At 61.4% G+C, this 14,399-nt stretch carries 11 protein-coding genes; 6 read left to right on the forward strand and 5 right to left on the reverse strand.

Features of this window, described 5'->3' with window-relative positions; genetic code table 11:
* Positions 1-360 precede the first annotated feature (360 nt).
* From PG5_RS13770 to PG5_RS13790, 5 genes are all read left to right on the forward strand, one after another.
* Entirely contained in the window at positions 361-2,091 is a 1,731-nt protein-coding gene (locus tag PG5_RS13770) for a fatty acyl-AMP ligase (RefSeq protein WP_020797728.1), read from the forward strand.
* On the forward strand, positions 2,088-3,005 hold the full coding sequence (locus tag PG5_RS13775; RefSeq protein ID WP_042955410.1) for an NAD(P)-dependent oxidoreductase: 918 nt from the start codon (positions 2,088-2,090) through the stop codon (positions 3,003-3,005). Before PG5_RS13770 ends, PG5_RS13775 begins: the two co-directional genes overlap by 4 nt.
* Positions 3,006-3,041: 36 nt before the next feature.
* Positions 3,042-3,302, forward strand: a complete 261-nt coding sequence (locus tag PG5_RS13780) for an acyl carrier protein (protein WP_020797730.1) — start codon at positions 3,042-3,044, stop codon at positions 3,300-3,302.
* A complete protein-coding gene (locus PG5_RS13785; protein WP_020797731.1) occupies positions 3,289-4,491 on the forward strand; it encodes an aminotransferase class I/II-fold pyridoxal phosphate-dependent enzyme in 1,203 nt (400 codons plus the stop codon). The genes PG5_RS13780 and PG5_RS13785 overlap by 14 nt, the downstream gene beginning before the upstream one ends.
* A gap of 109 nt (positions 4,492-4,600) precedes the next feature.
* Positions 4,601-6,277 carry an ABC transporter ATP-binding protein gene (locus tag PG5_RS13790; protein ID WP_256228293.1) on the forward strand — a complete coding sequence of 559 codons (1,677 nt, stop codon included), beginning with the start codon at positions 4,601-4,603 and terminating at the stop codon, positions 6,275-6,277.
* A gap of 175 nt (positions 6,278-6,452) precedes the next feature.
* Here the strand turns inward: PG5_RS13790 and PG5_RS13795 are convergent, their stop codons facing one another.
* The 3 genes from PG5_RS13795 to PG5_RS13805 form a co-directional block, all read right to left on the reverse strand.
* Positions 6,453-7,229 carry an SDR family NAD(P)-dependent oxidoreductase gene (locus PG5_RS13795; RefSeq protein WP_020797733.1) on the reverse strand — a complete coding sequence of 259 codons (777 nt, stop codon included), beginning with the start codon at positions 7,227-7,229 and terminating at the stop codon, positions 6,453-6,455.
* 53 nt (positions 7,230-7,282) lie between these two features.
* Positions 7,283-9,394, reverse strand: a complete 2,112-nt coding sequence (locus PG5_RS13800; protein WP_020797734.1) for a 3-hydroxyacyl-CoA dehydrogenase NAD-binding domain-containing protein — start codon at positions 9,392-9,394, stop codon at positions 7,283-7,285.
* A 71-nt stretch (positions 9,395-9,465) separates the two neighbouring features.
* On the reverse strand, positions 9,466-11,268 hold the full coding sequence (locus tag PG5_RS13805) for an acyl-CoA dehydrogenase (RefSeq protein WP_020797735.1): 1,803 nt from the start codon (positions 11,266-11,268) through the stop codon (positions 9,466-9,468).
* Between the two features lie 263 nt (positions 11,269-11,531).
* Between PG5_RS13805 and PG5_RS13810 the strand changes: the two genes are divergently transcribed.
* Positions 11,532-12,377, forward strand: a complete 846-nt coding sequence (locus tag PG5_RS13810; RefSeq protein ID WP_020797737.1) for an AraC family transcriptional regulator — start codon at positions 11,532-11,534, stop codon at positions 12,375-12,377.
* Between the two features lie 45 nt (positions 12,378-12,422).
* On the opposite strand, the gene PG5_RS13815 is transcribed toward PG5_RS13810, so the two are convergent.
* Positions 12,423-12,929, reverse strand: a complete 507-nt coding sequence (locus PG5_RS13815) for a YkgB family protein (protein WP_020797738.1) — start codon at positions 12,927-12,929, stop codon at positions 12,423-12,425.
* Positions 12,930-13,048: 119 nt separating this feature from the next.
* On the reverse strand, positions 13,049-14,305 hold the full coding sequence (locus PG5_RS13820; RefSeq protein ID WP_020797740.1) for an MFS transporter: 1,257 nt from the start codon (positions 14,303-14,305) through the stop codon (positions 13,049-13,051).
* Positions 14,306-14,399: the final 94 nt, after the last annotated feature.

Raw genomic sequence — 14,399 nt, forward strand, 5'->3', positions numbered from 1 at the left:
CCGCAGCAATGGATATACACCCCGTCCAATTCTTATCTACAACCCCACGCTTAAGTGAGCTGTATTACAGTAATCAGCGCACTTTGTGATAAACATCACGCTTGAGAACGAGAAGCTTTCATCGCGATTATTACTCGCCGGTCGTCGCTCATCCGGGAAAAAATTTGCGCTCATCCAGATGCCGATTAGTATTGCGTTAGGCTCTGTAAATAATTGAAAAGGCTGAGCCGGATATCCTTGGGGCCACGACTCCATGGAATCGGTTTTGAGGGCAGTAGAACGGCACGTGTTTTACTGGCGCAGGTGATAAATACGCTATTTGACTTGTCCTTACTTGGCTAAATGGATGGGCGTTTTCTTATGTCTGCGACCCTTTCAAACCAGGCACTCACCCAACGTCTAGCGGACTTTTCCACGCTGGTGGAAGCACTCGATTATGCCGCTTCAGGCCAGGGCGGCATGAACTTCTATGACAGACATTGCCGCTTGAATGCAGCGCTCGATTACTCAACGCTCAGAAGTAATGCTGTCTCGATTGCCCAGCGCCTACTTGGGCTCAAGTTGAACAAAAGCGATCGGGTTGCGCTCATCGCCGATACGCACCCAAGCTTTATCGAGTCGTTTTTCGCCTGCCAGTACGCTGGCTTGATCGCCGTTCCTCTGCTGGTTCCTGCCAGCCTGGGAAGCCATCGTTCCTATGTGGACAAGTTGAAAGGGTTGTTCGCCAATTGCACGCCGGCGGCCGTTTTGGGGGTGGAGGAATGGCTGCCCTATATCCGCGAAGCACTGGGGGACACCCGGCAGGTGTTCGTCGGGACGCTTGAGGCATTGGGCGAATTGCCCGCGTTGCAGACGTTACCCACGGTCGTGCCGGAGGACATCGCCTACCTGCAATACACTTCCGGCAGTACCCGCTTCCCGCGTGGCGTGATCATTACCCAGCGTGCGGTGATGGCCAACATCAGAGGCATCGTCGTGGACGGTGTTGGCGTTCGCGCAGGGGATCGGTGCGCCTCATGGTTGCCCTTTTATCATGACATGGGGCTGGTGGGTTTTGTCCTGGCGCCCATGGCGGCGCAATTGACTGTCGACTACTTGCACACCCGGGATTTCGCCACTCGGCCCGGGCAATGGCTCAAGCTTATCAGCCAGAATCGAGTCACTGTCTCGGTGGCGCCGCCCTTTGGCTATGACCTTTGTACCCGGCGAGTCCGGGACCTGGAAAAAACGCCGCTGGATCTCTCCTGCTGGCGCGTGGCGGGGATCGGGGCAGAACCGATTCGGGCATCGGTGTTAAGCCGTTTCGCCGAGTGTTTTCTCGACACCGGATTCGATCCGGCTGCCTTCACGCCTTGCTACGGTCTGGCGGAAAGCACGCTGGCCGTCAGCTTCGCCCGTCGCGGGGTGGGGGTGCAGGTGGACCATGTCGCGCGCTCGGTATTGGAGCATCAGCTCAGGGCGCAGGCGAGCGCCGCCGATGATCCGGCAAGCTGCGCTTTCACCAACTGTGGCGCCCCTTTGCCCGGCCATCGCGTGGAAATCCGCAACGCTGCGGGGCAGCAGGTTGCGGAGCGTGAGGTAGGGCAGATATTCGTCCAGGGACCCAGCGTAATGTCAGGTTATTTCAATGACCCACAGAGCACCCGGGCAGTCCTGGAAGATGGCTGGCTGAACACCGGTGACCTGGGCTACCTGTCCCAGGGTGAACTGCATATCACCGGTCGGAGCAAGGATTTGCTGATTGTGCGCGGTCGCAACATCTGGCCCCAGGATATTGAATACCTGGTGGAATCCGAACCTGAACTGAGGCCCGGCGATGCGATTGTATTCGTCGTTCCCGTCGATGATGAGACCCAGGTCGTGGTCCAGATTCAATGCCGCATCCGTGAGCCAGAAGGTCGTGAACGCCTGGTCCGTACCCTGGTGGCGAAGATCACCAGTGAGTTCGGTCTCACTGCTGACGTGCACCTTGTGCCTCCTCACTCGTTGCCGCGAACCTCCTCGGGCAAGCCTTCCCGTGCCGAAGCCCTTGAACGATTTTTGGCCCAGGCGAACACCGACCTTCCTTATCCAGCGCTGGAGGTGACGTGAGTGCTCGCGTTGTTTCGCTCACTGGCGCGACTGGCTTCATAGGCAGTGTCCTACGCGAACGGCTCATCACCCGTGGCGTGGAGGTCCGTGCCCTGGCTCGCTCCAGGAGCGCAATGACAGCGGATGGAACAAAGTGGATCAGCGGAACACTGGAAGATGAACAGGCCCTGGCCGAGCTCACCAGGGGGGCAGATACAGTCATTCATTGCGCAGGCAAGGTCAGGGGCAGGAATGCCCGAGACTTCGACGAGGTCAATGTGCAGGGCAGCAAGCGCTTGATGGAGGCGGCGCGGATGAGTGGGAGTTGCGAGCGTTTTTTGCTGATCTCGTCCCTTGCCGCTCGCTATCCGACATTGTCCTGGTACGCCGCTTCCAAATTCGAAGGGGAATGCCAGGTCAGGGAGGCGGCCGGGACGATACCCGTGTGCATTTTCAGGCCAACCGCCGTATATGGACCAGGCGACCGCGAGTTGCGCCCGGTGTTCGAGTGGCTCCTGCGGGGCTGGCTGGTCACGCCCGGTAAAGGCGATTCACTGCTTAGCTTTCTGCATGTCGACGATCTGGTCAGTGCCGTCATGCAGTGGTTGGATGCGCCTGTCATGCAATCGCAGACCTTTGAATTATGTGATGGCCAGGCGCAAGGGTACGACTGGGCAAGCCTGGCCAGCATCGCCACCGATATCCGCAATGCGCCGGTACGGCACGCGGTAGTGCCTGCCAAGGTGTTGAAGGGGATCGCACGAGCGAACCTGGTGCTGTCGCGCTTCACCCGCCAGGCGCCCATGCTGACCCCAGGTAAAGTCAATGAACTGATGCACCCTGACTGGACTTGCAGCAATGCCCGCATCAGCGCGGCATTGGGTTGGGAGCCTCGGATTCTTTTGCGCCAGGCCTTGCACGATCACTTGTTCTGAACGGGTGACGGGCTACTGAACTCAAGGAGCGCCACGTTGATCTCAAAAGAAGCGATACTCGAAAAGGTGATAGTGCTCATCAAGAAACTTGCACCTGATGGAGCGCTAATAACACCGGATACCGACCTGATCCAGGACCTGGGGATTGAGTCAATAAGGGTGATGGACATGTTGATGGAACTGGAGGACGAGTACGACATCTCGATCGAGCTCAATGTTCTGGTGAAGGTGCGCACCCCCGAGCAGTTGGCCCAGGCCATTCTTACCCTGATGGAGCCTAAATATGGGACTGTTTGACAAGTTCGGCAAGCTGGCAGCCGAACGCGCCAGTCTCTGCGACTCACAGATCCATCCCTTTGGAATTCGCATCGATGAGATGTATTCCCCAACCGAGGGCCTGATCCAGGGTAAGCGGGTGATTCTTGCCGGCACCAATAACTATCTTGGGCTCACCTTCGACCCCGCCAGCATCAAGGCGGCGCAGCGCTCGCTGGAGCTTGAAGGAACCGGCACCACCGGCTCTCGCATGGCCAACGGCAGTTACGCCGGGCACAGCGCGCTGGAAGAAGAACTGGTCGATTTCCTGGGGCGGCGTTCTGTCATTGTGTTCTCGACAGGCTATGTCGCCAACCTGGCTGTCATCGGGACGTTGGCGGGATCGCGCGAGGTAGTGCTGCTTGACGCCGACTGCCACGCGAGCATCTACGACGCTTGCAAGCTGGGAGGTGCGGAGGTGATCCGGTTTCGCCATAACGATGCCGCTGACCTGGAGCGGCGTATGGTTCGGCTCGGTGAGCGCGCCCGAGAAGCGATCATCCTGGTGGAGGGGATCTATAGCATGTTGGGTGACCAGGCGCCACTGCGGGAAATAGTCGACGTCAAGCGCCGCCTCGGAGGGTACCTGCTGGTTGACGAGGCTCATTCCTTCGGCGTCCTGGGGGCTAATGGCCGGGGCTTGGCCGAGGAGTTGGGCGTAGACTCGGAGGTGGACATCCTGTTGGGAACGTTCAGCAAGAGTCTGGGCGCCGTCGGCGGATTCGCCGCCTGTCACGACGCGCAAATGGACCTGCTTCGCTACGCCAGCAGACCTTATATTTTTACCGCTTCACCAGCCCCCTCGGCGATTGCCTCGGTAAGGACGGCGCTGGCGGCCATCAAGGAACGCCCGGAGCTGCGGCATCAGCTGTGGTCGAACGCCCGACGGCTGTATCAAGGTTTGGCAGAGTCAGGCTACCAGTTGGGACCGCAGGCCAGTCCAGTGATTGCCGTCATGCTGGAGTCGCCTCAAGAGGGCCTGACCGTTTGGCGGGCGCTGATAGAGAGGGGCGTCTATGTCAATCTGGTCCTTCCTCCCGCGACCCCCGGCGCCGTCACCCTGGTGCGTTGCAGCGTCAGTGCGGCCCATACACCTGAACAAATTGACCGGATCATCGAGGCCTTCGCTTCATTGCGTGGCGCGATGGGCCAGGTCACGGCGGGCGCTTGATGAGTGTCGTGAGCTGTCGGTGAGCTAATCTTTACCTACGTCATAGTGAACCACAGTCATGCGGATTATTTTTGCCTTTGGCCGCTCCTATCCGGCCCGCACCGTGCTGATGCTCCTGAGCCTGCTGCTGGCAGGGGTGGTTGAAAGCGTCAGTTTGAGCACGATGCTGCCCTTGATATCGGCCATGCTTGAAGACCAGCCCCATTCGAAGCTGGCGGTCTACGTCTTCGGGGCGATGAACTCGATTGGCCTGCAGCCGACGATCGCGAACATGCTGGTGGTCATTGTCGTGGGCATGACGCTGAGCAACCTGCTGATACTGTTGGGCAACCGTCAAGTGGGCTATACCGTGGCACACGTGGCAACCGACCTGCGTGTGAGCCTCATCAAGGCATTGCTGGGTAGCCGCTGGGAATATTACCTGCGCCAACCCTCCGGAGCACTGGCCAATGCCGTGGCAACCGAAGCCTTCCGGGCTTCAACAGCCTATGAGCATGCGGCCAATATGCTGGCGCTGGGTATCCAGGCGGCGGCCTATGCACTGATCGCGCTTTTTGTCTCGTGGCAGGCCGCGATCCTGTCACTGGTGATCGGCTTCGTCCTGCTGGCTGCCGTGCGAGGTCTGGTCAAGACATCGCGGCGTGTCGGGAAAAGCCAGACCCGCCTGATGCGCGAGTTGCTGGTCCACCTGACGGACACCCTTGGCTCGGTGAAACCGCTCAAAGCCATGGCACGCGATGACATCGCCGATTCCTTGCTGCGTCGTCACGCCGGCGAGCTCAATACCGCATTGGAGCGCGAAGTGATGAGCCGCGAAACGCTGCGGGCCTTGCAGGAGCCCATGCTGGCGATCCTTGCCGCCGCGGGCCTCTACGCGGGGCTGGTCATCGGCGGCATGCCGCTGTCTTCGGTGATGGTGTTGATCTTCGTGGTAGTGCGCATGCTGGGGTTGCTGCACAAGGCACAGCAGCGCTATCACCGGATGGCCGCGCAAGAGAGCGCCTATTGGGCCATTAACGAGTCGATCGACAACGCTATTGCCGATGCCGAGCCTGTCGGAGGGACTTGCACGCCTTCCTTGCAGCGGCATATCGATTTTGAAAATATCAGTTTTGGCTACGGCGGGCGGCAGGTTCTTGACAACGTGTCGATGAATTTCCCGGTCGGTTCATTCACCACCATGATCGGTCCTTCCGGCTCCGGCAAGACCACCGTGCTCGACCTGATCTGTGCGCTGCTCGCGCCACAGTCCGGACGCATCAGGGTCGACGACTGTGACTTGCATGCCTTGGACAGGAAGGCCTGGCGCCGAATGATCGGCTACGTCACCCAGGAAACCCTACTGCTGCACGATAGCATCCTGGCGAACGTCACCTTGGGAGACAGGGCCTTGAACGCCACCGACGCAGAGCGCGCGCTGCGTCAAGCCGGTGCATGGCAGTTTGTGCAGGAATGCCCTGGCGGACTGCAATCGATCGTCGGCGAGCGCGGGGCCAAACTCTCAGGAGGGCAAAGGCAGCGTATCGTCATCGCGCGTGCCCTGGCCCATCGCCCCAGGCTGCTGATCCTGGACGAAGCCACCAGCGCACTCGATCCGGAGTCGGAGGCGGAAATATGCCAGGTGCTGAAGAACCTCACGCCTGGCATCACTGTCATCGCAGTGTCGCACAGGCCTGCCGTGATCCGCATTGCGGATCAGATTCTCGAGGTCCGAGACGGCAAGGTACTGGCCACGCACCATGCCGTCGATCCTGATGGCACTCGGGCTGACGAGGCGAAAGCCTGAGAAAAGCGCAGGGGTAGGGGGCGTCCAGTCTGTAGGAGCGAGCATGCTCGCGAAAAACCTGAGAGCACCGCGGCGTGTCAGGCTCCTCGCAACATCGTTGACCTCCATCGTCGGAACGCCGCCCGGAGCATGCTCGCTCCTACAGAGATATCCGTTCATTCGCGGGAGCTAGCGTTTACAGGCTGCCGACCAGATGGCCGCCGTCCACTGCCAGGACCGCGCCTGTCATGAAGGCGCCGGCCTCGCTCGCGAGCAGGAGAAACGGGCCTTCCAGTTCCTGCAGGCTTCCCAGTCGACGCATCGGCACGGTGTCGCGTATATACGCCTGGCCCTTTTCGCTGTCGAAATACTCATCGTTCATTTCGGTCTTGAAGTAACCCGGCGCAATGGCATTCACGCGGATCTGGTAGCGCGCCAGTTCCAGCGCCAGGGATTTGCTCAGTTGCACCACGCCAGCCTTCGCCGCGCAGTAGTGGCTGTAGCCAGTGCCTACGCGCAGCCCGAGCATCGAGGCGATGTTGACGATGCTGCCAGGTCGCTGTGCCTTTGCGAGGCGTTGCGCTGCACACTGGGCAACGCGCCAGACGCCGTCGAGGTTGGTCGACAGCATCGCCCGCCAATCGGCCTCGCTGATCTCCAGCACGCGCTGGCCGTTGCCGATGCCGGCATTGTTGAGCACTACATCCACCACACCGAAAGCAGCCTGGGCGGCGTCAAACGCTGCTTCGACGCTGTCGCGATCGGTAACGTCCAGGGCCACGGCCATAGCCTCACCGCCAGTCTGGCGAATTTCGTCTGCCAGTTGCTGCAAGCGCTCCACGCGCCGGGCGCCCAGCACTACGCGCGCACCCGCACCGCTGGCCACGCGCGCCAGATGCGCGCCAATGCCGCTGGAGGCACCGGTGACCAGTACCGTCTTGCCAATCAGGGAAAAACCGGGGTTTTCATTCATCGCATTGTTCCTGTCGGGGAGTGGATCGGCCGCCCATGGCGGCCGATCGGGACTCAGATTCGTTCGATGCGGGTCTTGCCGGCAGCCACCAGGCGTTCCAGCAACGGGGCAGGGTGGAACCACATCTCGCCGTATTCGCCGAGGGCCTTGCGGTAATGGCGGATACCGTCCAGCACCTTGTCCAGGCCGATCTGCTCGGCATAGTGCATCGGCCCGCCGAGCCACGCCGGGAAGCCGTAACCGTTGATCCACACCAGGTCGATATCGCCACTGCGCTCGGCAATGCCTTCGTCGAGCAGCTGGATGCCCTCGTTGATCAGCATGAACAGGCAGCGGTCATGAATCTCCTGCGTGGCGATCGGCCGGCGGCGGATGTCCAGTTCGCCGGCGATGCGTTCGGCCAGGGTGATGACCTCGAAGTCCTCCTTGCGCTCGCGGCCCTCATAGATATAGGCACCGCGCCGGGTCTTCTGACCGAAGCGGCCGAGGGCGTTCAGTTCGTCAGCCAGGCGGCAATAGCTCGGATCATGGGCAATCGCTTCACGACGCGACTCGCGCACCAGGAAGCTGACGTCGATCCCGGCCAGGTCGTGCATCGCCATCACCCCCATGGCCAGGCCGAGGTCAGTCAGCACCTGGTCGATCTGCGCTGGCGTAGCGCCCTCCAATACCAGGCGATGGGCTTCGCGGGAGTAGGGTTCGAGCATGCGATTGCCGATGAAGCCGAAGCACACGCCGGACACTACCGGGATTTTCCCAATCGTCTTGCCCAGTTTCAGTGTGGTCGCCAGCACCTCGGGCGCGGTGAGTTTGCCGCGAACCACTTCGAGCAGGCGCATCACATTGGCCGGACTGAAAAAGTGCAGGCCGATGACGTCTTGCGGGCGGCGCGTAACCGCGGCGATCTGGTCGACATCGAGGGTGGAGGTGTTGCTGGCCAGAATCGCGCCTGGCTTGCACACCTCGTCCAGGGTGCGGAACACTTGTTGCTTGATCGGCAGGCTTTCGAACACCGCCTCGATCACCAGGTCGCACTCGGCAATGTCGGCATAGTCAAGGGTGCCGGTGAGCAAGGCCATGCGCTGGTCGAGCTGTTCCTGGGTCAGCTTGCCGCGTTGCCGGCTGATCTCATAGCTGCTGCGGATTTGCCCCAGCCCACGCTCCAGCGCCTCGGGTTTGAGCTCCAGCAGCGTGACGGGGATGCCCACGTTGGCGAAGTTCATGGCGATGCCACCGCCCATGGTCCCGGCGCCGATCACCGCGACCCGGGCGACCGGACGCAAGGCAGTGTTAGCGGTGACACCGGCCACTTTGCCGGCCTCGCGCTCGGCGAAAAACACATGGCGCAAGGCCTGGGATTGCGTCGAGGCTTCGGCTTCCTTGAACAGGGCGACTTCGCGCTGCAGGCCGGCCTGCAACGGCAGCACGCAGGCCGACTCGACGGCCGCCAGCACCAGTCGGGGCGCCAGGCGGTTTTTCCAGCGCGGTTCGTGGCTGGCCCGATAGTCTGTGAAATACCCATCGGGCAGGGCGGCGGCCGGGTTGGCGTGACGTTCTGCGGGGCGCGCCGGTGCGCCTTCGCGGATCAACTCCCGGGCGAAGTGACGTGCGCCATCGAGCAGGCATTCGCCGTCCCCGAGCAAGCGGTCGATCAAGCCGAGCTCAAGGGCCCTGCCTGCGCTGACAGGCTGGCCGGAGATCATCATTTCCAGTGCCGGTTCGGCGCCGATCAGTCGCGGCAAACGCTGGGTCCCACCCGCACCGGGCAATAGGCCCAGGTTGATTTCCGGCAAGCCGAGACGGCTGTCGGCAGCGCTGATGCGATAACCGCAGGCCAGCGCCAGCTCCAGCCCACCACCGAGGGCGAAGCGATCGATGCTGGCAATCAGTGGTTTGTCGATTTGGGTCAGACGCAACAGCAAGTCGGGCAGCGAAGGGGCGGCGAAAGACCCGGGAAGGCCGAATTCGCTGATATCGGCACCGGCGCAGAACAAGCCGTTTGCACCGTGCACGATGATCGCCGAGACGGCAGGATCGCTGGCGGCGCGCTCACAGGCGTCGAGAATGGCCGCACGCAGGGGTTGCCCCAGTGCGTTGACCGGCTTTGATGCCAGGCCGATCAGGGCGAGGTTGTCTTCGACGTGGTAGGTGACCAGGTTGCTCATGTTGATTTCCCGAAATTTATTGTTATCACGGCCCCCTGTAGGAGCATGCTCGCTCCTACAGGGGAGGGGCATTAGAACCAGCGGTCCTGCATGTAGTAGGCGACATGGTTGGCTTCAGTGAGCAGCCGCCCCTGGGACTCCAGCGACGCCAGTTCCCAGGTCATGTAGTAATGCGCAGCCTGCAACTTGCCTTGATAGAAATCGGCGTCGCTGTCGCCGGCGCCCGAACCCAGGGCGCGGCTGGCCAGCAGGGCCTGGCGCAACCAGATCCAGCCGACCACCACGCGTCCAAACAGGTCCAGATAGGGCGTGGCATTGGCCATGCCGAGGTTGGCATCGGCCGTCACCTGCGCTTGCAGGCTGGTGGTGACTTGCTCGAGTACGCGCAAGGCATCGGCCAGCAGTGCCGCGAGCGGCGCACAGTGTGGGTCGCTGTTGGCGGTGAGCAGGGTGGCAAGCACTTCGGCAGTGAACAGTCGATAGCCGTCACCTCCGCGCGGCCCCAGTTTTCGACCTAGCAGGTCGATGGCCTGGATGCCTTCGGTGCCTTCATGAATCGGGTTCAGGCGATTGTCGCGGTAGTACTGTTCCAGCGGGTATTCGCGGGTATAACCGGCGCCGCCAAGCACCTGGACGCCAATCTCGGACGCGAGCAGGCCGTAGCGCGAGGGGTAGGTCTTGACCACCGGCGTCAGCAGGTCGAGCAATTCGCCGGCATTGTTGCGCGCCAGCGCAGTGGTCGCGGTGTGGGCATCTTCCACCAGGCTGCTGGCATACAAGCACAGCGCCAGGCTGCCCTCGGCGTAGACCTTCTGTTGCAGCAGCATCCGACGCACATCGGCGTGCTCGATGATGCGCACCTGGGGTGCCGCCGGGTTCTTGTTCCCGGGCAAGCGGCCCTGTGGCCGCTGGCGGGCGTAGTCCAGGGCGTGAATGTAGCTCTGGTAGGCGAGGCTGGCGGCCCCGAGGCCGACACCGATGCGGGCCTCGTTCATCATCTGGAACATGTAGCTCAGGCCCTGATGTTCCTCACCGACCAGGTAGCCCACGGCGCCGTCGTGCTCGCCGAAGCTGAGCACCGTGGACGTGGTGTTGCGATAGCCCATCTTGTGCAGCAGGCCGGCCAGCGCCACGTCGTTGCGCGCACCGACGCTGCCATCGGCATTGACCAGGAACTTGGGCACCAGGAACAGCGAAATGCCCTTGGTCCCGGCCGGCGCGCCTTCGATGCGGGCCAACACCATGTGCACGATGTTATCGGTCAGTTCGTGGTCGCCACCGGAGATGAACATCTTCTGGCCGAAGATCCGGTAAGTGCCGTTTTCAGCCGGGCGTGCCAGGGTGCGCAGGTCGCCCAGCGCCGAGCCCTGGCCGGGTTCGGTGAGGGCCATCGTGCCGCTGAAGCGACCGTCGAGCATCGGCGCCAGGAAGCATTCAAGCAACGGTGGACTGGCAAAGGCCCTGAGCAGATTGGTCGCGCCGATGCTCAGGAAGGAATAGGCGACCGTGGAAATATTCGCCGCGTTGAAGTAGGCCATGCAAGCTCGCAGGATCACTTCCGGCAATTGCAGGCCGCCATCGGCAAAGTCGTGGTGGGCGGCCAGGAACCCGGCCTGGGCAAAGGCGTCCCAGGCGACTTTGGTTTCGGCGATCATGTGAACCCGCTCGCCATCGAAGGTCGGTTCGTTGGCATCGCCCTTGTGATTGTGCGGGGCGAACAGCTCAGCGGCGATCTGGCGGGCGGTGGTGAGAGAAGCGTCAAACACGCCGCGGTCGTGCTCGGCGTAGCGCGGGCGTTGCAGCAACGCTTCGGTATCGAGCAGCTCGTAAAGCTGGAAGCGCAGTTCGCGTTCGTTGAGCAGCAGGTCAGTCATGGCATCTCTCGTCAAACAGTGTCGAGTGTGGGCCATGGAAGCAATTCTCGGCCCGTTACAGGCGTCCACAATAGTGTGATGTGCCGGGCTTTTATCCCCCTCCTTTGGGGGAGGCCCGGACGTCGTCAGGTGATGGAAACAGTGTCCTCGCCCGCAACAGGCGCGAAGAGAGAGCCTCGAAGGTTCCAGGCACGGGGCTTGCGTCGAAGCACCCACCGCCGATGCTATGATCTGAGCGTCTAGGCCTGGCCAAGAGATCGTCCATGGATCGCCTGTCTACCTTGTTTTCGCAGTTCGGCGTACGCGCAAACCTGTTTTACAACGGCAGGTTATGCGGCCTCGCGTCCTACGATGGTGCGCAAGGGCGTGGTTATATTCATCTGCTGCAGGCGGGCAGCGTCACGTTGCTGGGCGCCGATCGCAAGGACGTGCTGCTGACCCGGCCCAGCCTGATTTTCATGCCACGCCCCAGCCGGCATCAGTTGTTTGCCAATGAGTCCGAGGGCGCTCAACTGTTGTGTGCCTCAATGGAGTTCGAGGGCGGAATCGATAATCCGTTGGCGGCTTCGTTACCCGATTGCCTGGTGTTGTCCCTGGATGAACTGCCCATGCTGGCCGATACGCTGAAGTGGATGTTCGGCGAGGCAGCGAGCGCGCATTGTGGCAGGGAGGCAGCTCTGGAGCGTTTATTTGAATTGCTGATCATCCTGTTGTTTCGGCATCTGCTTGATCACCAACAATTGCGCACCGGAATGATGGCCGGCCTGGCCGATCCGCGGTTGGCTCGCTCCCTGGTGCAAATTCACAACGCACCCGAGCGTGCCTGGTCAATTGCGCAACTGGCGAGCGAGTCGAATATGTCGCGCGCGGCCTACGCGGTGCATTTTCGCGACGTCATCGGGCAGACACCTGCCGAATATCTGTTGAGTTGGCGGATCAGCCTGGCGCAGAAACGCCTGCGTGAAGGGCGGTCGATTACGCTGATCGCCGCCGAGGTCGGCTATGAAAGCCCTTCGGCACTGGCACGTGCGTTTCGACGCAAGACGGGCTGCAGCCCGCGGGACTGGGTGAAAGACCTGGCGGGAGACGATGATGGGGCAATGGCCTGAAAGCATCGAACTGCTTCAGGCCATCGCGCAGGGTCGATCATCGGTTCAACGGCTTTGCAGCTCAGTCAGCGAGTGGCCGGCGATAAATATCGAGGCGGCAAGCAAGCCGATGTCCTTGAGCAGAAACTGGCCCGGCGCCACCGAGATGCCTGGAAAACCGAGGCCGGGTTCAATCACGCCGGGGGTCGAAAACATGAAGCTCAAGGTGGTGAAGAACAGTCCGGCAGACAGGGCTGCGCCGATCAATGAAAGCTTGGGTGACAGCAAGCGACCTGCAATCAGGACCCCGATCGAGACCTCCAGTATGCCAAGCAGGCTGGAGAAGGTATCGACACTGAAAATGTCGTAGACCCAACCCAGCAAAGGGCTGTTACTCACCAGCGGCACCAGACCGGTGGCTTCGTAGTGGGTGAACTTCATCCCGCCAAACCAGAAGTAAATGACGGCGAGTGCAAAGTAGGCACCATAGGTGCCAAGCGCCATGGTTTTGATCCCGAGCGTGGAAGAGCTTTGTACGTTGGTGCTGCTGTTGTCGATGCTTAAGGTTTTCATGATCAAGGCTTCCAGGAGAGTGGTGAGGAACGCTAATCAACAACCCGGCGCGGTGTGCGTTGGGAGTGCGGACAGTGTTGCCTTGGATGCCATGCTCGTGGCGCCAGAACGTATTGCATTCAGTGCAGATCGTCTTGACTTGGCGACGAGAAAAACCACAAGACCAGAGCAGCAGCACTGATCGAGGCGCCCAGCAGGCTGACGGCCATCCAGCCCCAAAGCGCATAAACCTGGGTCGCTGCGGCGGCTCCCAGCGCGCTGCCGACCGAGTAGAAGCACATGTAGGCGCCGACCATGCGACTGTGCGCGTCGGGTCGTGCGGCGAAGATGATGCTCTGGTTGCTGACGTGTACTGCCTGCACCGCAAAGTCGAGCAGGACGACGCCGCAGACCAGGGCGACCAGGGACGTCTGGGCGAATGCAATGGGCAACCAGGACAGCGTCAGGAGCCCTAGCGAAATGCCGGTCACTCGTTGCCCCAGGCCTTGATCGGCCCAGCGACCGGCTCTTCTGGCCGCCAGGGCACCGGCGACGCCGGCCAGGCCAAACAGGCCGATAGCCGTGTGTGACAGCGACAGCGGCGGGGCGCTCAAGGGCAGCACCATGGACGTCCACAACACGGAAAAAGCGGCAAAGATCAGCATCGCCAACAGGCCTCTGGCGCGTAACGTGGGCTCGGTAATGAATAGGGTGAACAGCGAACGGATGAGCGTGAGGTAGCTGTCTTGATGCCTTGGCACTGCCGTTACGGGCACGCTTTTCCACAGCACCGCCGCGAGCGTGAGCATCAGCCCTGAAGACACAAAGTACACGGCGCGCCAGCCCGCGATGTCCGCAATCACGCCAGAGGTAAACCGCGCCAGAAGAATGCCCAGGACAATCCCGCTGGTTACCGTCCCGACGGCTTGCCCGCGTTGCGAGGGCGTTGCCAGCGCGGCGGCGTATGCCACAAGTACCTGTACGACCACGGCCAGCAGGCCCATCACGATCATGGCACTCAACAGGGCCAGCCATTGCTGGGCAGCACCGACCGCCGCCAGCGCCAACGCCGACAGCAGCACTTGCGCCAGAATCAGCCGCTTGTGATTGACCAGATCCCCCAGCGGGACGATGAACAGCAGCCCCAGCGCGTAACCCACCTGGGTGGCCGTCACCACAATCCCGATCATAGATGAGTCCACGCCCAGACTCTGGGCCATGGAATCGAGTAACGGTTGCGCGAAGTAAACGTTGCCGACTGCAAGTGCGCAGGTGATGGAAAACAATAACGTCAGCGATGGTGAAAGCCCTGGAGAGTGTTCGAACCCGGTGCATTCGCCGATTTGCCCAGGCCGCCTGACCAGGCATTGGGCCGCTGAATCGGTATCTGCTGTCATGTGCGCCTCCGTGGCGTTAAACTGGTTGCAAATTAAAACCTGAATCTATTGTTGGCATGACAGGTTTCAAATTGCAACCACATTCCCGGGAGTA

This window comes from Pseudomonas sp. G5(2012) (assembly GCF_000408945.1).
GTDB lineage: Bacteria > Pseudomonadota > Gammaproteobacteria > Pseudomonadales > Pseudomonadaceae > Aquipseudomonas > Aquipseudomonas umsongensis.